The sequence below is a fragment of the Chitinimonas naiadis genome (assembly GCF_054780835.1).
Genome location: NZ_BAAGVO010000004.1, coordinates 522714 through 539655 on the forward strand (window position 1 = coordinate 522714; position 16942 = coordinate 539655).

Below are 16942 nucleotides of genomic sequence, written 5' to 3' on the forward strand. Positions count from 1 at the left end.
GATGCGGCCGATCACGCTCGATTTTGTTCGCCCCCGCCTTGTACTCTCGCTACCCGGTGCGGTGTTGCTGATCCTGGGCCTGGCAGCGATCAGCGCGCTCAGTTGGCAACTGAGCAGCCTGGATGCCGAACGCGAGTTGCTGGAGGGGCGCTTGTGGCGCTTGCAGGCACCCGCTACGCCGGCGAGCGACGCCGACACATTGGCGCTCGCCGCCGCCGACAAACTCACCACCCAGATTCGTCGCCCTTGGGTACCGCTGTTCCAGCAACTGGAGCAAATCAAGGGCAAGGGCGTGCGCCTGGGCCAGATCCTGCCGCAAGCGGGGGACAAGGCCAGTGTGCAACTGGGCGGAGAAGCAGAGGATGCCGAATCGCTGTATGCCTATCTGCGCCAATTGCGCAGCGAAGGCGGCCTGCGCGAGGTGTATCTCCTGCAACAGCGCTGGGACGCCGAGAGCGAAACCATCCGGTTTGTGGCCCAGGCCCGCTGGCAAGCCGGTGCTGATCCGGAGCCTACGCCATGAACATCTGGTTGCATTATGGTTGGCAGCGCATAGGCGCATTGGGACGGCTTGGGATCTGGCTCCTGCTGGGAGCGGTGGTGCTATGGGCAGTTAAGGTCCGTTCGGCCGAGCAGGCCAACGACGATCTGCGCAGCAAACTCGCGCAAGCCACCCAGCAGCAGGCCCACCAGCAACCTGGCACCGCCCGCCGCATTGCCGATTTCTACGGTCACTTCCCCAAGCTGGCCACGCTACCTGACCAATTGGCTGCGCTGGATGCGGCGGCGGAATCGGCCGACATGGCGATCAACGAATCGCGCTATCAGTTACAACCGGTAAGCGGCCTGGCCTTGCAGCGCTACCAGGTGGACTTGCCGATCGAGGGCGATTACCCCTCGTTGCGCAGCTTTCTGAACCGGGTACTGAACGACGCCCCCAACGCCGTCCTGGATGAGGTGCGCTTCGAGCGTGACGAGCGTAGCGACGTGGTCACGGCACGACTGCGCTTCAGCTTCCATTACCAAGCCGAAGCAACAGCGGGGGCACGTCAATGACTTTGCGCTCCCAGCACTGGTGGTTGTTGGCACTGGCGGTGGTCGGCGGGCTGGCTATCTGGTCAAGCAGCCTGGCGCCAGCGGAGGACGGCTTGCTGGCCAAGACCGACTCCGCAAGCGGCGCAGCAGTACGGCCTATTGCGGCCATCCCGGCCAATGGTCCCGCCACAGAGAACGATGGCTGGCAGTTGGCGTTAAGACGCGATCTGCCCGGGCAGCCCGCAGCAGGTGATCCGTTCCAGTCGGCGAAGCCGCGTACTGCCAGCAGCAAGGGCGCAGCAGAAGCGGCTGCCCCGGCATTGCCGATCGCCGCACCTGCGCCGCCCCCTGCACCGCCGCTCGCCCCGCCGTTCCGCTACCTCGGTAAGTTGGAACGCGCTGGCAAGCTGGATATTTACCTCGATTACCACGGCAGCCCGCTCATCGCCCATGTGGGGGACAGCTTGAATGAAGGCTGGCGGCTAGATCAGCTCAATGCAGGCCAGCTCGGCTTCACCTACCTCGCCACTGGCGAGCAGCATACGGTAGCAATACAACCATGATGACCCTCCGATCCGCCTCACTCTGGCTAAGCGTGGCCCTGCTGGCCGCCTGCGCCAGCCCGGGGCAACGCAATGTCGACCAAGCTCAGCAACTGTTGGCCCAAGGCCGTAGTGAAGAAGGTCTGCTGTTGCTTGAGCAATCGGCCAAGTCCGACCCCAGCAACGGTGAATATCGCCGCAACTGGCTGCGCCAGCGCGATGCGGTACTGGACAGATTGCTACGCGAAGCTGAAATGTTGCGCAGCAACCAGCGCTACAGCGAAGCCCAGGACAGACTGGAGACCATGCTGCGCATCCAGCCCGGCATGGCCCGCGCCCAGGACATGCTCAAGCAGTTGGACCGTGATATCAGCCACGCCGAGCTGATCGAACAAGCCATGACCGCCAGACGATCCGGCCAACCGGAGCAAGCCCGCGCCCTGCTCAAGCAAGTGCTGACCGAAGCACCGCGCCATGTGCGTGCCCGCAAGCTAATGGCCGAACTGGATACCAGTCGCAATCGGGCCGAGCTATCACCACTGTCTGCCGATTCGCCCTTGCTACTACCGGTGACGGTGGAGTTTCGCAATGTCCCGCTGATGAGCATATTCGATATGCTCAGTCAGAGCACCGGCGTCAATTTCGTCTTTGACCGGGAGGTCAAACTGGACGGCCAGGCCACCATTCTGGCCCGCGATACCCCTCTGGGTGATGCGCTGAACGTGCTGCTCGGCAGCCAACATCTGGCCCGCCGGATACTGAACGACAAATCCGTACTGATCTACCCTGCCACCCCGGCCCGGCAGAAGGATTTTGAGTCGCTGAACGTCAAGACCTTCTACCTTAGCAATATCGAAGCCAAAGCCGCGGCCAGCCTGATCAAGACCATCGTCAAATCCCGCGACATCTACACCGACGACAAGCTCAACCTGCTGGTGATGCGCGATACCCCGGAGGCCATTGCGGTAGCCGAAAAGCTGGTGGCGGCCCACGACCTGGCCGAGCCGGAAGTGATGCTGGAAGTGGAAGTGATGGAAATCGGTAGCGAGAAATTGGCGCAACTGGGCGTGCAGTTCCCGGACCAGGTTTCGGTATCGCTCCCCAAGAGCTTCGACGGCAGCAGCTTGAGCATTGGTGAGCTGCGCGGCCTGGGCCGCGATGGGCTCAAGCTCAATACGGGCGACCCGGCGCTGGCCCTGAACCTGCGGCGCACCGATGGCACCAGCGAAACCCTGGCGAACCCGCGCATCCGGGTCAAGAACCGCGAGAAGGCCAAGATCCACATTGGCGACCGGGTACCGGTGATCACCACCACCACGAACCCCACTTCGGGTTCGGTGGCCGAATCGGTCAGCTATCTGGATGTCGGCCTGAAGCTGGATGTGGAACCGCAGGTTTATCAGGACGACGAGGTGGGCATACGCCTGAACCTTGAGGTCAGCAATATCGTGAAGGAGGTACCGAGCAAATCGGGCTTGCTGACTTATCAGATCGGTACTCGCACTACCAGTACTGCGCTGCGGCTGCGCGATGGCGAGACGCAAGTGCTGGCTGGTTTGATCAAGCAGGAGGAGATCGAATCTGCGTCGCGCCTGCCGGGGTTGGGCCAGTTGCCTATGCTGGGCAAGCTGTTTTCATCCGAAAAACACCAGCGCAGCAAATCTGAACTGGTGCTGCTGATCACCCCCCGCATCCTGCGCAGCCTGGCTCTGCCAGATGCCAGCCAGACCGAATTCCAGAGCGGTACGGAAGACAACGTGGGCAGCGATCAGCTAAAGCTGCCCAAGCAGACCAGCCAGGTACGCGTGCCACCAGCGGACGCCCCGGCCCAGCTGCAAATTGAACCACCGCCGCCACCCAGCAGCCCGCCCATCGCCAGCGTGGCACGACCATGAGGCAAAGCGGACTCGTCGCCGGCTTTACGCTGATCGAGCTGCTGGTCACGCTCAGCCTGCTCGCCATCCTGGCCGGTGCTGCGCTACCCCTTGCGCAGTTACAGTCACAGCGCGACAAGGAACAGGCCTTGCGATCCGCCTTGTGGGAGATACGCAATGCCATCGACGCCTACAAGCGGGCCAGCGACGAGGGGCGTATCCAGAAATCCGTGGGTAACAGTGGCTACCCGCCTCAGTTGCGGGTGCTGGTGGAGGGGGTTGCCGATCAATCCTCAGCCAACAGTCAACGGCTGTACTTCCTGCGCCGTATCCCGCGCGATCCATTTTTCCCCGATAGCCATGCACCGGCCGAACAGACATGGGGCTTGCGCAGCTATGCGTCACCGGCGGATGCACCACGAGCCGGCGACGATGTTTATGACGTGTTCAGCCTCAACCCGGCGCAGGGCCTGGATGGCCAGGCCTACCGCACATGGTGACCCGCTGCCGGCGCCGGCTAACCGGCTTTACCTTGCTGGAACTGATGATCGCCATGGCCATCATCGCGACCCTGCTCAGCATTGCGGCGCCCCGCTACCTGGGCAGCGTGGACAGGGCCAAGGAATCGGTGCTGCGGGATGATCTACATACCTTTCGCAAGGTCATCGACCAGTTCCGGGCCGACCGCGGCCGTTTTCCCAATTCGCTGGATGAGCTGGTCACCATGCGCTATCTGCATGCCATCCCGGTTGACCCGCTGACAGAACGGGCCGATAGCTGGCGCACTACCCCGCCACCCAGTGGCATGACCGGTACGGTAGGCGATGTGCACAGCGGCGCCAACGGCAAAGCCAGCGATGGAAGCGACTATGCCAACTGGTGAACGTGGTTCGGTCTACCTGTGGCTATTGGGCGTACTCGTCGTAGTCGGTGTGATGCTGGGTAAGGCGGTAGACCTGGCCAGCACGCGCGCAGAGCGGCAGCGGGAAGTACAGCTAATGCAGGTAGGCGATGCCTATCGCCGTGCTATTAGCAGCTATGTGCAAGCGCCAGGAGCCGACGGCCGATTGCCGCAGCAGTTGACCGACCTGCTGCTGGACCCACGCTTCGTTCAGCCCGTGCATCACCTGCGACAGTTGTACCGCGATCCGGAAACCGGTGGCGAGCTGGAGCTGATACGTGATGAGCAGCAAGGCATTGCCGGGGTATATAGCGCCTCGACGCGCGCGCCGCACAAGCAGCGGGATTTTCCTGCCCGCTATCAGCAGTTCGAGAAGGCCGAGAGACTGGCGGACTGGCAATTCATCTATACCCGCGCCGATAGCAAAACGCCTTGAATCCGGAAGATATGTCCGGGTCGGTAAAGCCAGGCGCCTAACCCTGGCGCCACGGTGGTATTGGGCGGAACTTGTCTTGCAGGAAATTGAGGAAAGTACGCTGCCGTAAAGGCATGCCGTTGCGGTGCGGCACCAGTGCCACCACGTCGGCATCGGCCACCTGCCAATCCGGTAGCAATTGCTGCAGGCGCCCTGCTTTCAGATCATCGGCCACATGCCATTCAGAGCGCAGAATGACCCCCTTGCCGGCAAGCGCCCACTGCTTGAGCACATCGCCATCATTCACGCTCATGGCTTGGGCAACCCGCACACTGACCTTTTCTGCGTTGCGCTGGAAAGTCCAGAGCGTGGTGTCCTCGTCGTTCTCGCGCAGCACAAGGCAGCGCTGCTGATGCAGGGCGGTAGGGTGGTCAATAGCGGCTTGGTCAGCCAGATAGCCAGGTGAGGCACACAACACGCGGCGATTGGGCGCGATAGGGTAAGCCACCCAGTCTGAATCCAATAGCTCGCCAATGTGCAGCACGATGTCGAAGCGCTCACCCCGGTTGGCCGAGAATCTATCGCTCAACGTCAGGGAAATATCCAGGTCGGGATGCAACGCATGGAATTCGGCAGTCAACGGTGCCAGGTAGCTACGGCCAAAACCCAATGGCCCGTGAATCCGCAAAGAGCCTGCAATCCGGCCTGTACTGCCGCGCATCTCTTCGACAACACTATCGAACTCGCGCAACAGCAATTGGCCACGCGCCAATAGCTTGTTGCCTTCCTCGGTCAGGGTGATACCACGTGCATTGCGATCCAGCAGACGAACACCCAGCCGGGTTTCCAGTTGCTTGAGCCGCTGCGACAAGGCCGCAGTACTGAAATCCAGCAGCTTGGCCGCCCCCGAGAAGCTACCGGCCTCGGCAATGGCTACAAAGAAATGGATAGATTGAAGCTCGCTATAGTCTTTCATGCCATCACAAACAAACGCAAAACACGCCGTGGCAATCCACTGACAATATTAGCTATTATTGTTATTTATCAGTTAGTTGCATTTTTATATATAATATCACTTCGTCATAAATGAATATACAACTTATTACCGGGTATGTGAATTTTTACGGGGCATGTGTCTAGACAAGTCAGGCCAATAAAAAAGCCCCCGTCGCTAGACGGGGGCTTTTAGCCGGGATATCAGCTAGCGCAGGTATCAAACCCGCTCGACACACAGCGCAACGCCCATGCCACCGCCAATACAAAGCGTGGCCAGGCCACGCTTGGCATCGCGACGGGCCAGTTCGTGCAGCAGGGTGACCAGCACGCGGGCACCGGAAGCACCAATGGGGTGGCCCAGTGCAATGGCGCCACCATTGACGTTGACCTTGTTCCAGTCCCACTTCAGTTCGCGGGCCACACCCAAGGCCTGGGCGGCAAAAGCTTCGTTGGCTTCGATCAGGTCGACCTGATCCAGCGTCCAGCCGGCACGAGCCAGCGCGCGCTGGGTTGCCGGCACCGGACCCATGCCCATGATGGTCGGATCCACGCCGGCAGAGGCATAGCCCACGACGCGCGCGAGCGGCTTGAGGCCCAGGGCGGCGGCCTTGTCGGCCGTCATCAGCATGACAGCGGCAGCGCCATCATTGATGCCGGAAGCATTACCCGCCGTGACCGAACCTTCCTTGGTGAAGGCCGGGCGCAGCTTGGTCAGCGCATCCATGGTGGTGCCGTGCTTGATGTACTCGTCGGTGGAAAAGCTCAGCGGATCGCCCTTGCGCTGCGGCACCAGTACCGGGGTGATTTCGTCGGCGAACTTGCCGGCCTTCTGGGCGGCTTCCGCCTTGTTCTGCGATGCCAGCGCCAGCTCATCCTGCTCCTGGCGGCTGATGTTGTACTTCTGGGCGATGTTCTCGGCGGTGATGCCCATCGGGTATTGGTTGTACACGTCGGTCAGGCCGTCGTACATCATGCTGTCCACCAGCGTTGCCGGCCCCATGCGGATGCCATCGCGGCTATTGGGCAGCAGATGCGGCGCAGCCGACATGTTTTCCTGGCCGCCGGCGATGACGATCTCGTTGTCACCCGACAGAATGGACTGGATGGCGAGGTGGGTAGCCTTGAGGCCCGAACCACATACCTGATTGATGGTGAGCGCAGGCACCGATACCGGCAGTCCAGCCTTGATGACGGCCTGGCGGGCAGGGTTCTGACCCAGGCCGGCAGTCAGCACATTGCCGAGTATCACTTCGCTGACTTGCTCACCGCTCACGCCGGTCTGGGCAAGCAGGGCCTTGATAACGGTAGCGCCAAGATCCGGCGCAGCCACCTTGGCGAGACTGCCGCCAAAGGAACCGACGGCGGTACGCAGGGCGGCGACGATAACGACTTCTGACATGGTGTAACTCCTACGTGGGAGAATGATGAGGATCACGCTGGCCCGCCTTCCAGACACCAGGCAGGCTGCGCGATTCGCTTTATTGCGCCCCTCACGTTTCGGGGCAGCCGAGTTTTAAAAATGAACCAGACGTCGGGCTCTCAAGCCTCGGCCACTTTGGCCTTGACGTAGGAACCGGGCGCCGGCTCGATGGCCTTGTACTTGGTATTGCCAGGCTTCTTGGGTGCGACGACCTGTTTGCCGGAGCGTGGCGCAATCCAGTTATCCCAGTCCTGCCACCAGCTGCCGGGCTTGCTTTCGGCCGAGGCCAGCCAGCTTTCGGCATCCTTGGGATACTCGTTCGCCACCCAGTAATTGCGCTTGTTGGGTCCCACCGGATTGATAGAACCGGCAATATGGCCCGAGGCACCGAGCACGAAGCGCAATTCCTTGCTGCCCAGCAATTGGGTACCCCGGTAGGCCGAGGTCCAGGGCACGATGTGATCCTCGCGCGCGGCAAAGATATAGATAGGCCAGTCATACTGGCCGACATCCACCGGCACGCCGCAGACCTTCATCTTGCCCTTCTTGGCCAGGTTGTTCTCCAGGTACATATTGCGCAGGAAGAACGTGTGCATAGGCAAGGGCAGATTGGCCGAATCGTTGTTCCAGTACAGGAGATCAAACGGTGGCGGCGTCTTGCCTTTGAGGTAGTTGTTGACGACGTAGTTCCAGATCAGGTCGTTGGCACGCAGCATGGCGAAGGCACGGGCTAGCTCCTTGCCGCTGATCACACCGCCCTCGGCCAGCTTGGCCTCACGGCTCTTGACCAGGTCTTCGTCGACAAACTGCTTGATGTCGCCCGGCTCGGTATGGTCGATCAGGGAGGTCATGAAGGTGACGCTCTCGAACCAGTCGAGCTTGCGGGCCTTCATCACCGCCAAGGCGGTGCTGAGTATGACGCCGCCGATGCAGAAGCCCAGGACATTGATCTTGTCCTGCTTGCTGATCTCGCGCACGACCTCGGTGGCCTTGATCACGCCATCCTCGACATAGCTGTCCCAGGTCAGCTTGCCCATGTCCGGCGTGATATTGCGCCAGGACACCATGAACACCGTGTAGCCCTGGGCGACGAAATGACGGACCATGGAGTTCTCAGGCTGGAGATCCATGAGGTAGTACTTGTTGACCGCCGGCGGCACGAACAGCACCGGGCGCTCGTAGACCTGCGCGGTGGTCGGGGTGTACTGGATCAACTGGAACAGCGGGCTCTGGAACACCACGGTACCCGGTGTGATCGCTAGGTTCTCCCCCACCACGAACTTGGATTCGTCGGTCATGGAGATATGACCTTTGGCCATGTCTTCCGATAGCTTGCGCATGCCCTCGGCGAGACTCTCGCCCTGGGTATCGATGGCCAGCTTGATGACCTCGGGGTTGGTCAGCGCAAAGTTGGAGGGGGACATCGCATCAATGAACTGCTGGGTATAGAAACCCAGCTTGTAGCGGGTCGCCTCATCCATCGGCACGCCGTCCACCAGCTCATTGAGCCACTTGGCACTGAGCAGGTAGTTCTGCTTGAGGTAATCGAAGAAAGGGTATTCCGCCCATTCCGGCGCGGCAAAGCGGCGGTCGCCCCGGGTAGCCGGTGCGGCGGATTTGTCACCAGCGGCAAACAGGCCGGTCCACAAATCCATCTGCTTGCGGTAGTAGCTGCTCTGCAAGCCCATCAGTTGCTGGGTGTTGCCCACCAGACCCTGGATGAAAGTCTCCATGGCGGCCGACTTCGCGGCCGGATCCTGGGGCTGCATGCCACTGACAAAACTGTCGAACAGCTTGCGGTTGGTGTCCGTCAAGGACTGCAGGAAAGCCTGGTAGCTCGTTGCATCGCCACCGAGGTTGCGTTCGGAACTGGACTGGCTCAAGACGTTGTCTCCCAGGTCTGTTTGCCCGGCTTTGGGTTAGCACTTGCTGCAACGCAGCAAATAAAATGCTAGCGCATTGTAGGCGTGCGGCCGCTCGCTCGACAAGGGCCGCGTAGTACCTTGTATTCGCAACATTTTGCGCCGAGAGAGCGACCGTTCGGATGCAAGATTTTGGTAATATTTGCAAACCACCCACACAGGCAAGTGCTTATTTAATAAGCAGTTTTAACAAACAACCTGACCAAAGTGGCGTTACCCCCTGATTTTCATGGATTTTCAGGCATCGCTTATGTATTATCGGCTCATCCATCTTCACGTAATTCGGGGACGCCGTACCATGTCTCGCCTCTCCGCGCTAGTCGCAGGCATTCTCAGCTTTGGGCTGATGGCTATCCCGTTCTCGGCCGAAGCCGCCCAGACTTCCAAGAAGCACGCTGTCAGTCGCAGCAGTGCTACCACCAAAGTAAAATCGAGCAAGATCAAGGCCAGTACGGCCAAGGCAACCAAGGTCAGCGCCAAGCCGTCCCGCAAGGCCAAGGCCAGCAAGGTCGTGCTCGTCAAACGTGCGCCGCAAGGTGGCCGTGTGACCCGCGTATCCGCCCTGCCCTCCACCTTGAGCAGCGCCTTTGGCACCCCGGCCCTGTATTCCAGTGCCGCCCTGGTCGTGAACGCCGTATCGGGCGAACGCATCTACGAGAAGAACAGCCAGGTCCAGGCCCCGATCGCTTCCATCACCAAGCTGATGACGGCCATCGTGACGCTGGACATGCACCTGCCGCTCGAAGAACCGATCACCATCACCGAAGAGGATGTGGATACGCTGAAGAATTCCAGCTCCCGCCTCCTGGTTGGCACCACCCTGAGCCGTGGCGAGATCATGCATCTGGCCCTGATGTCCTCGGAAAACCGTGCCGCCCACGCACTGGCCCGCACCGCTCCAGGCGGCAAGGCTGCGTTCGTCGCCCGCATGAACCGTACCGCGCAATCGCTGGGCATGCAGAACAGCCGCTTTGAGGACCCGACCGGCCTCACCAGCGCCAACGTCTCCACCGCCAACGACCTGATCCGCCTGGTACAGGCAGCCCACCACTACCCAGAGATCCGCGCTTACTCGACTAGTGACGAGTACGCCTTCATCTCTAACGTGAACGGTCGTGGCTATACCTTCCACAACACCAACCCGCTGGTGAAGAATGTGGCCTGGGAGATCGGCGTCTCCAAGACCGGCTATATCTCGGAGGCCGGCAAATGCCTGGTCATGCAGGCTACGATCAACGACACGCCTGTCGTGATCGTACTGCTGGATTCCGCCGGCCGCCTCACCCGCGTCGGTGATGCCCAGCGCATCAAAAAGTGGCTGGAGACCAGCCCGAGCGCCATGCTGCACGCCGGCTGATCAAGCCGGCCCGTAGCTGCTGTAGAGACAAGCCCGCCCCTCAGGCGGGCTTTGTCATTCCAGCTCCAGCCAGACGACAAACGGCAGTTGCATAACAAAATGAGAATCCCTATCATTTCATCTAAATTCTCATTAACTGGTCGCCATGTACGTCTGCATCTGCAATGCCGTAACCGACAAGCAAATCCGCCGTGCCGTCCATGACGGCTGCGACAGCATGCGTGACTTGCGCATGGAGCTGGGGGTCGCCGGTTGCTGTGGCAAATGCGCACCGGATGCGCGCGCCCTGCTGCTCGACAGCAAGCGCGAAATGGCAGGCAATAGCCGTGGAGTCACCATTACGCTCGTACCCGCCTGACCGAATTTTTGGCTTTTCACTTGCCGCCTCGTCACTCTCTGGCTACGCTGGATAGTTGAACAGGCGGCTGTGCCGCTTTCTGCGTTTGCATTGCAAGGAGGCCATCATGAAAGGCGACAAAAAGGTCATCGGCTATCTGAACGCCGCGCTCAAGAACGAGCTGACCGCGATCAACCAGTACTTCCTGCACGCCCGCATGTTCAAGAACTGGGGCTTCAAGGAACTCAACGAACACGAGTATCACGAGTCCATCGACGAGATGAAGCACGCCGATGCCCTGATCGAGCGCATCCTGTTTCTGGAAGGCCTGCCTAATCTGCAGGAAATGGGCAAGATCTACATCGGCGAGGATGTGAAGGAAGCGCTGCAGTGCGACCTGAAGCTAGAACTGGAAGCCTGTCCGGTACTCAAGGAGGCGATCGGCCACTGCGAGAAGGTACATGACTACGTCACCCGCGACCTGTTCAAGCACATCCTCGCCAGCGAGGAAGAGCATATCGACTGGCTGGAGACCAACCTCGGCCTGATCGAGACAGTGGGCTACCAGAACTACCTGCAGTCGCAGATGGGATCGGCGGATTCCTGAGCGGCTCGCACCATACAAAAAGCCACGGCAATCGCCATGGCTTTTTTATTTACATGCCCGAGTGCGAAGTACAGTTAATTTCTTAGCGTAAAGGCACAATAACCAGAGTCTCCCTGCCGTTACTTGCTTGCCTAACTTGGCCTGGACCAAACTCTACTACCAGTCCATCTTTAAAGATAACTGTGTAGTCAGTTCTGTCCCATGACCAACCGCTAATTAAGCGGTTGGTGTATTGATAGCCTTCCAGCGCTTCTATTTTTTATATCCATCAGGCCTACCTAAGATGGCCTCCACCTGAGCCTTGGACATCCCGTCACGGACACCCGAGATCTTTTCACCCGTAGCACAAGATACTGCCAATAAAACAGCGCAGCACATGACAATCAATCTGAACGTAAGACGCATTACACCTCCTACATTAATTTAATTCCCAACGCAGATAGAAGAGGCAACTCAATTATCTAAAACCTCGACCAAATCTAGCAGGGAATGAATCACAAATCTAATTGGCAATGCCGCAATTTTTCAATGCACGTTTAGTGGCTTGGCTCTACGTCAGCTAAGCAACGCGCCGCCACAAAGTCAACTAAACGCAATAACGTGATCAATCTCAAGCCGAATGCCGATCGCCTCGCCGATAGCGTGATCGTGATGGCTAGGCACCAGGCTCAATACCGTCGCCCCCGAGGGCAAAGCCAAGGTGTAGAGGAACTGAGCACCGCGGAATGCCTTCTTGACCACGCGGGCCTTGAGGCCGCTGGCATCGTCGTGCAGCACGTCGTCCGGGCGAAGCAGCACCTGCACCTTCTGACCAAGCGTGAAATCATGACCGGCATGCAACAGACTGGAGCCAAGTTCGAAATCCAGCTTACCCCCTTCCATCACCTGCCCCGGCAGAAAGGCGCCTTCGCCGACGAAATCCGCCACGAAGCGATCAGCCGGCTCGTGATAGAGCGCGTAGGCACTGTCCCACTGCTTCAGGCGGCCCTGCTCCATGACGCCGATACGATCCGCGAGGGCAAAGGCCTCGTGCTGATCGTGGGTGACCAGCAGTGCAGTGGTGCCGCGAGCTTTGAGGATATCGCGCACCTCCTGCGACAGCCGCTCGCGCAGTTCCACATCGAGATTGGAAAACGGTTCGTCCAGCAGCAGCAGGCGTGGTGCCGGCGCGAGTGCGCGGGCCAGGGCGACGCGTTGCTGCTGGCCTCCTGACAGCGCGTGGGTGTAGTCGTTGGCATGACCGGCAAGGCCGACCACCTCCAGCAATTCCATGGTGCGCGCCTGCTGCTCCTCGCGCTTCAGGGCGCCCAGGCCGAAGGCCACATTGCCAGCGACGGTGAGATGCGGGAACAGTGCGTAGTCCTGGAACACCATGCCGATACCACGTTGCTGCGGCGGCCATTGTTGTTCGGCAGTGGCGATGACGTCGCCATTGAGACGGATGCGGCCGGCGCGGATAGGCTCGAAGCCGGCGATGGCACGCAGCGCGGTGGTCTTGCCGCAACCGGACGGACCCAACAGGCAGCCGATTTCGCCTTCTGCCAGGGTGAAGGACAGGCCGGCCAGTACGGTCTTGTCGCCATAGGCAACGCCCACCTGATCCAGGGTCAGCAGGGTTTCACTCACGATTGCTTCTCCGTCTCGCGCGCCAGCAGGATCACCGGGATCAGGCCTGCCAGCACGATGGCGACCGAAGGCAGGGCAGCCATTTCCCACTGCCCTTCGCTGGTCATCTCGAATACCCGCACCGACAGGGTGTCCCAACCAAATGGCCGGGTCATGAGGGTGATGGGCATTTCCTTCATTACGTCCACGAACACCATCAGCGCAGCCGTCAGCAGGCCGCCGCGCAGGATGGGCAAGTGGATGCGCCACAGTACGGCGCGTCGCCCCAAACCCATGGAGGCGGCTGCCTCCTCCTGGCTCTGGGTGATGCGCTGCATGGCGGCTTGAGTGGGTTCATAAGCAACGGCCAGGAAACGGGCGGCAAAGGCCAGCAGCATGACCAGCAGCGTGCCCTGCAGTATCTGGGTGGGCTGACCCAGACCCAGCGCCTTGACGCTGTTGATCAGGCCGTTCTCCAGCCAGGACACCGGCACGAAAATGCCGACCGCCAGCACCGTGCCCGGCACCGCGTAGCCCAGCGTGGCCAGCCGGGCCGAGAGGCGGCTGGACAGATCGGCTCGGCGACGAACGACATAGGCCAGTATCAGCGCAAGCAACACGATGCCAATGGCGGAACCGGCAGACAGCAACAGCGAGCGGCCGACAAAGCCGAAATAGCGCAGGTCGAGCTGATCGCCGGCTACCGACCAGGCCCAGCGCAGCAACTGCACCATGGGAATCAGAAAGGCGATGGACAGTACCAGCAGGCAATAGGCGACCACCGACCAGGCCCGCCAGCCACGGAGCTTGTCTGGATGAGCAGCGCCTGCCCTGCCGGCCGTATAGCGCTTGTCGCCGCGGACCTTCTGTTCGACCAGCACCAGCACCAATACCGCGAATACCAGCAGGGACGCCAGCTGCGAGGCCGCGTTGAGGTTGAACAGCGCAAACCAGGCCTTGTAGATGGCCGTCGTGAAGGTGTCATAGTTAAAGGTGGCGACGGTGCCGAAGTCAGCCAGGCATTCCATCAGGGCCAGCGTCAGGCCGCCGATCACCCAGGGTCGCGCCATGGGCAACGCCACGCGCCAGAAGCCCTGGCGGCGGCTCAGCCCCAGCGATGCGGCCGCCTCCAGCGCGCGGCGCCCCTGGGTCAGGAAGGCATTGCGGGCCAACAGGTAGACATAAGGATAGAGCCCCAGCGTGAGTGTGAGTATCACGCCCCAGCGCGAGCGGATGCCAGGTATCCAGCGGGTGTCGTCCATGAACTCGCGCAGCAGGCTTTGCAGCGGCCCGGCATAGTCGTACAAGCCGATCTGCACAAAGGCCAGCACATAGGCCGGCATGGCCAGCGGCAATGCCAGCGCCCAGGCGAAATGCTTGCGGAACGGGAAGTCGTAGACCGCCGTCAGCCAGGCCAGTGACACCCCCAGCAGCAAGGTGCCAATCGCCACCCCCAGCACCAGCCAGAAGGTGTTGGAGAGCAGCTGGGGTAGGACAAATTCACTCAGGTGCGACCAGATATCGGCCTGCGGGCGCAACAGACTGGCCACGACCACGGCAAGCGGCAGCAAGGTAATGACGGCAATCAGCCAGGCAACGATGCGCTCATCGAGCCAGCGCCGGGGCGGGCTGTCAAAAGAAAGAAGGGGCAAGGCAACAGTTTTGATGGGAGCACTCAAAATAGGCCAAGGCCAACCTCCATGACGGGGGCTGGCCTTGCGATGCTAACAGCAGTATCAGCGGTAACCGGCGCGGTCCATCAGCTTGACGGCGGTGGCTTGCAGCTCGCCTGCCTTGGCCACGTTGATGTAGTCGTGCTTGAAGTCCCCCCAGGCCGCAACACGCGGGTCAGGCTTCACCTTGGGGTTGACCGGGAACTCCATGTTCTGGTCAGCATAGAGGTTCTGGGCTTTTTCGCTCGACAGCCATTCCATCAGACGGATGGCGCCCTTCTCGTTCTTGGCGTAGCGGGTGACGCCCATACCGGAGATATTGACGTGGGTACCGCTGGACTGCTGGTTGGCCCAGAAAATACCAATGGGTTGCTTGGGATCGCGCTGCATCACGCGGCCGTAGTAGTAAGTATTGGCGATGCCGACATCACACAGCCCGGCACCAATGGCCTTGAGCATGGATTCGTCATCCGAGAACGGGTCCGCCGCGAGGTTGGCCACCCAGCCGCGAACGATGCTTTCGGTCTTTTGCTCACCCAGGCGGACGATCATGGTGCCGACCAGGGACTGGTTGTAGACCTTCTTGGCAGAACGCAGGCAAAGACGATTCTTCCATTTGGGGCTGGCCAGGTCTTCGTAGCTGGAAAGATCAGCAGGCTTGACCTTCTTGGTGTTGAAGAAGATGGTCCGGGCACGGATCGACATGCCGTACCAGGCACCGGCTGGGTCGCGAAGGTGGGCCGGGACATTCGCTTCAAGCACGGCGGACTTGACCGGGCGGAGCAGACCTTGCTGCTCAGCTTGCCAGAGATTGCCAGCATCAACCGTCAACAGGATATCCGCCGGGGTGTTGGCACCTTCCGCTTTCAGCCGCTCCATCAAGGGGCCTTCCTGGCCGGTAACAAAGCGCACCTGCACGCCAGTTTCCTTGGTAAACGCATCAAACATGGGCTTGATCAGCGCCTCGATACGGGCGGAATAGACCGTCACTTCTTCAGCAAAGGCAGGGGCGGCAGCGGCCAGCGCGGCGGCGATCAGCAGGGGGCGAAACGTCATGCTTGAGGCTCCAGATGTCACAAAGCGTTGCAGATGGAGGAATTGTCGCACGGATGAGAATGCTTATCAAAATGAGCTCCCGAACAAACTCAGTTCCCTCTCCGATTCAGGGCCGTAATCGACTACAATCCGCCTCCGTTTTATGTCGTTGGAAATCCCGCCATGTGGTTCAAGAATCTGCAGCTCTATCGCATCACCGATCTCAGCAAACTCAACGCCGACCAACTCGATGCCGAGCTGAAAAAGCGCGCCTTTGTGCCGGTGGGCAGTACCGACAAGCTGGCTGCAGGCTGGATTTCCCCGGCCAGCCACGCGCCGGACATCTTTGCCTACGCCAATTCCGGCGCCATGCTGATCGCCCTCAAGACCGAGGAGAAGCTGCTGCCGTCGAGCGTGGTGAAGGATGCCGCCGATGAGCGCATCGCCGATATCGAAGCCAAGGAGCTGCGCAAGGTTGGCAAGAAGGAAACCAAGGAAATCCGTGAGCGGATCGCCGAGGAACTGTTGCCGCGCGCCTTTACCCGTTCGCGCGTGTTACGCGCGCTGATCGATTTCCAGGACGGCTGGATTTGGGTCGACACCGCGACGCCGGCCAAGGCCGAGCTGCTGATCCAGTTGCTGCGCGAAACGCTGGGCACCCTGCCGACCAAGCTGCCGCAAACCCAGCTCGACCCGGTCACCGCCATGAGCACCTGGCTGGATCATGATGCGCCGAGCAACTTCACGCTCGACGCCGATTGCGTGCTTAAGGCGCCAGGCGAAGGTGGCGCACAGGTCACCTGCCGCCGCCACGACCTGAGTTCGGATGAAGTGAAGCAGCATCTGAAGACCGGCAAGCTGGTCACCCAGCTGGCCCTGAGCTGGGACGAGCGTATCGCCTTCGTACTGACCGAGAAGCTGCAGATCAAGCGCCTGACCTTCCTGGACATGCTGGAAGACAAGATCAAGGAAGCCGATGCCGAAGACGCCGCCGCAATGTTCGACACCACGCTGACCCTGCTCGCGCAGGAAGGCCGTGGCCTGGTTGCCGCCGTGATCGAAGCACTGGGTGACGAACTGACTGAGATGTCGTCCGGCCCTATCGCTGCACCGGCACCGGCCCCACAAGTCGCGTCACAAGCCGCACCAGCCCAGGCCGATGGCAAGGTAGACGTGCCTTGGTAAGTTAAGGCATGGCACAGCCCGGCGGCAACGGCCGGGCT

Annotated in this window: 17 protein-coding genes; 11 read left to right on the plus strand and 6 right to left on the minus strand. The window is 60.6% G+C overall.

What is annotated here, in order from left to right; translation table 11 throughout:
- Position 1 precedes the first annotated feature (1 nt).
- The 7 genes from ACYVHK_RS08340 to ACYVHK_RS08370 are packed head-to-tail and all read left to right on the plus strand — an operon-like array spanning position 2 to position 4788.
- Entirely contained in the window at positions 2 to 523 is a 522-nt protein-coding gene (locus tag ACYVHK_RS08340; RefSeq protein ID WP_460529742.1) for a hypothetical protein, read from the plus strand.
- Positions 520 to 1056: a hypothetical protein gene (locus ACYVHK_RS08345; protein WP_460529745.1), complete on the plus strand. Its 537-nt coding sequence runs from the start codon at positions 520 to 522 to the stop codon at positions 1054 to 1056. The genes ACYVHK_RS08340 and ACYVHK_RS08345 overlap by 4 nt, the downstream gene beginning before the upstream one ends.
- On the plus strand, positions 1053 to 1598 hold the full coding sequence (locus ACYVHK_RS08350) for a hypothetical protein (RefSeq protein WP_460529748.1): 546 nt from the start codon (positions 1053 to 1055) through the stop codon (positions 1596 to 1598). The genes ACYVHK_RS08345 and ACYVHK_RS08350 overlap by 4 nt, the downstream gene beginning before the upstream one ends.
- Positions 1595 to 3472: a secretin N-terminal domain-containing protein gene (locus tag ACYVHK_RS08355; RefSeq protein ID WP_460529751.1), complete on the plus strand. Its 1878-nt coding sequence runs from the start codon at positions 1595 to 1597 to the stop codon at positions 3470 to 3472. Before ACYVHK_RS08350 ends, ACYVHK_RS08355 begins: the two co-directional genes overlap by 4 nt.
- A complete protein-coding gene (locus tag ACYVHK_RS08360; protein ID WP_460529754.1) occupies positions 3469 to 3951 on the plus strand; it encodes a type II secretion system protein in 483 nt (160 codons plus the stop codon). Before ACYVHK_RS08355 ends, ACYVHK_RS08360 begins: the two co-directional genes overlap by 4 nt.
- The gene (locus tag ACYVHK_RS08365) at positions 3945 to 4334 is read left to right on the plus strand and encodes a type II secretion system protein (RefSeq protein WP_460529757.1); all 390 of its coding nucleotides are present in this window, start codon (positions 3945 to 3947) and stop codon (positions 4332 to 4334) included. Before ACYVHK_RS08360 ends, ACYVHK_RS08365 begins: the two co-directional genes overlap by 7 nt.
- Complete coding sequence (locus tag ACYVHK_RS08370) at positions 4321 to 4788, plus strand: hypothetical protein (RefSeq protein ID WP_460529760.1); 468 nt, start codon at positions 4321 to 4323, stop codon at positions 4786 to 4788. Before ACYVHK_RS08365 ends, ACYVHK_RS08370 begins: the two co-directional genes overlap by 14 nt.
- 37 nt (positions 4789 to 4825) lie before the next feature.
- On the opposite strand, the gene ACYVHK_RS08375 is transcribed toward ACYVHK_RS08370, so the two are convergent.
- From ACYVHK_RS08375 to ACYVHK_RS08385, 3 genes are all read right to left on the minus strand, one after another.
- Positions 4826 to 5743 (minus strand): LysR family transcriptional regulator, encoded by a 918-nt coding sequence (locus ACYVHK_RS08375; RefSeq protein ID WP_460529763.1) that lies wholly within the window; start codon positions 5741 to 5743, stop codon positions 4826 to 4828.
- A 237-nt stretch (positions 5744 to 5980) separates the two neighbouring features.
- A complete protein-coding gene (locus ACYVHK_RS08380) occupies positions 5981 to 7162 on the minus strand; it encodes an acetyl-CoA C-acetyltransferase (RefSeq protein WP_460529766.1) in 1182 nt (393 codons plus the stop codon).
- Positions 7163 to 7302: 140 nt separating this feature from the next.
- Positions 7303 to 9066: a PHA/PHB synthase family protein gene (locus ACYVHK_RS08385; RefSeq protein WP_460529769.1), complete on the minus strand. Its 1764-nt coding sequence runs from the start codon at positions 9064 to 9066 to the stop codon at positions 7303 to 7305.
- Positions 9067 to 9403: 337 nt separating this feature from the next.
- Between ACYVHK_RS08385 and ACYVHK_RS08390 the strand changes: the two genes are divergently transcribed.
- From ACYVHK_RS08390 to bfr, 3 genes are all read left to right on the plus strand, one after another.
- Positions 9404 to 10462, plus strand: a complete 1059-nt coding sequence (locus tag ACYVHK_RS08390) for a D-alanyl-D-alanine carboxypeptidase family protein (protein WP_460529772.1) — start codon at positions 9404 to 9406, stop codon at positions 10460 to 10462.
- Positions 10463 to 10607: 145 nt separating this feature from the next.
- Positions 10608 to 10820, plus strand: coding sequence for a bacterioferritin-associated ferredoxin (locus ACYVHK_RS08395; RefSeq protein WP_460529775.1), 213 nt, complete (start codon positions 10608 to 10610; stop codon positions 10818 to 10820).
- A 106-nt stretch (positions 10821 to 10926) separates the two neighbouring features.
- Positions 10927 to 11406: a ferritin-like domain-containing protein gene (gene bfr, locus ACYVHK_RS08400; protein ID WP_460529778.1), complete on the plus strand. Its 480-nt coding sequence runs from the start codon at positions 10927 to 10929 to the stop codon at positions 11404 to 11406.
- A gap of 582 nt (positions 11407 to 11988) precedes the next feature.
- On the opposite strand, the gene ACYVHK_RS08405 is transcribed toward bfr, so the two are convergent.
- The 3 genes from ACYVHK_RS08405 to ACYVHK_RS08415 form a co-directional block, all read right to left on the minus strand.
- The gene (locus ACYVHK_RS08405; RefSeq protein ID WP_460529781.1) at positions 11989 to 13032 is read right to left on the minus strand and encodes an ABC transporter ATP-binding protein; all 1044 of its coding nucleotides are present in this window, start codon (positions 13030 to 13032) and stop codon (positions 11989 to 11991) included.
- Positions 13029 to 14663 carry an ABC transporter permease gene (locus ACYVHK_RS08410; protein ID WP_460529784.1) on the minus strand — a complete coding sequence of 545 codons (1635 nt, stop codon included), beginning with the start codon at positions 14661 to 14663 and terminating at the stop codon, positions 13029 to 13031. Before ACYVHK_RS08410 ends, ACYVHK_RS08405 begins: the two co-directional genes overlap by 4 nt.
- A gap of 84 nt (positions 14664 to 14747) precedes the next feature.
- Positions 14748 to 15740, minus strand: coding sequence for a Fe(3+) ABC transporter substrate-binding protein (locus ACYVHK_RS08415; protein ID WP_460529787.1), 993 nt, complete (start codon positions 15738 to 15740; stop codon positions 14748 to 14750).
- Between the two features lie 162 nt (positions 15741 to 15902).
- Here ACYVHK_RS08415 and ACYVHK_RS08420 point away from each other — a divergent pair, with 162 nt between their 5' ends.
- Positions 15903 to 16904 carry a recombination-associated protein RdgC gene (locus ACYVHK_RS08420; RefSeq protein ID WP_460529790.1) on the plus strand — a complete coding sequence of 334 codons (1002 nt, stop codon included), beginning with the start codon at positions 15903 to 15905 and terminating at the stop codon, positions 16902 to 16904.
- Positions 16905 to 16942: the final 38 nt, after the last annotated feature.

What these genes read in the sequence shown, in the direction of transcription:
- ACYVHK_RS08340 (WP_460529742.1), top strand. Translation starts at nt 2, where the DNA reads ATGCGGCCGATCACGCTCGATTTTGTTCGCCCCCGCCTTGTACTCTCG.
- ACYVHK_RS08345 (WP_460529745.1), top strand. Translation starts at nt 520, where the DNA reads ATGAACATCTGGTTGCATTATGGTTGGCAGCGCATAGGCGCATTGGGA.
- ACYVHK_RS08350 (WP_460529748.1), top strand. Translation starts at nt 1,053, where the DNA reads ATGACTTTGCGCTCCCAGCACTGGTGGTTGTTGGCACTGGCGGTGGTC.
- ACYVHK_RS08355 (WP_460529751.1), top strand. Translation starts at nt 1,595, where the DNA reads ATGATGACCCTCCGATCCGCCTCACTCTGGCTAAGCGTGGCCCTGCTG.
- ACYVHK_RS08360 (WP_460529754.1), top strand. Translation starts at nt 3,469, where the DNA reads ATGAGGCAAAGCGGACTCGTCGCCGGCTTTACGCTGATCGAGCTGCTG.
- ACYVHK_RS08365 (WP_460529757.1), top strand. Translation starts at nt 3,945, where the DNA reads ATGGTGACCCGCTGCCGGCGCCGGCTAACCGGCTTTACCTTGCTGGAA.
- ACYVHK_RS08370 (WP_460529760.1), top strand. Translation starts at nt 4,321, where the DNA reads ATGCCAACTGGTGAACGTGGTTCGGTCTACCTGTGGCTATTGGGCGTA.
- ACYVHK_RS08375 (WP_460529763.1), bottom strand. Translation starts at nt 5,743, where the DNA reads ATGAAAGACTATAGCGAGCTTCAATCTATCCATTTCTTTGTAGCCATT.
- ACYVHK_RS08380 (WP_460529766.1), bottom strand. Translation starts at nt 7,162, where the DNA reads ATGTCAGAAGTCGTTATCGTCGCCGCCCTGCGTACCGCCGTCGGTTCC.
- ACYVHK_RS08390 (WP_460529772.1), top strand. Translation starts at nt 9,404, where the DNA reads ATGTCTCGCCTCTCCGCGCTAGTCGCAGGCATTCTCAGCTTTGGGCTG.
- ACYVHK_RS08395 (WP_460529775.1), top strand. Translation starts at nt 10,608, where the DNA reads ATGTACGTCTGCATCTGCAATGCCGTAACCGACAAGCAAATCCGCCGT.
- bfr (WP_460529778.1), top strand. Translation starts at nt 10,927, where the DNA reads ATGAAAGGCGACAAAAAGGTCATCGGCTATCTGAACGCCGCGCTCAAG.
- ACYVHK_RS08415 (WP_460529787.1), bottom strand. Translation starts at nt 15,740, where the DNA reads ATGACGTTTCGCCCCCTGCTGATCGCCGCCGCGCTGGCCGCTGCCGCC.
- ACYVHK_RS08420 (WP_460529790.1), top strand. Translation starts at nt 15,903, where the DNA reads ATGTGGTTCAAGAATCTGCAGCTCTATCGCATCACCGATCTCAGCAAA.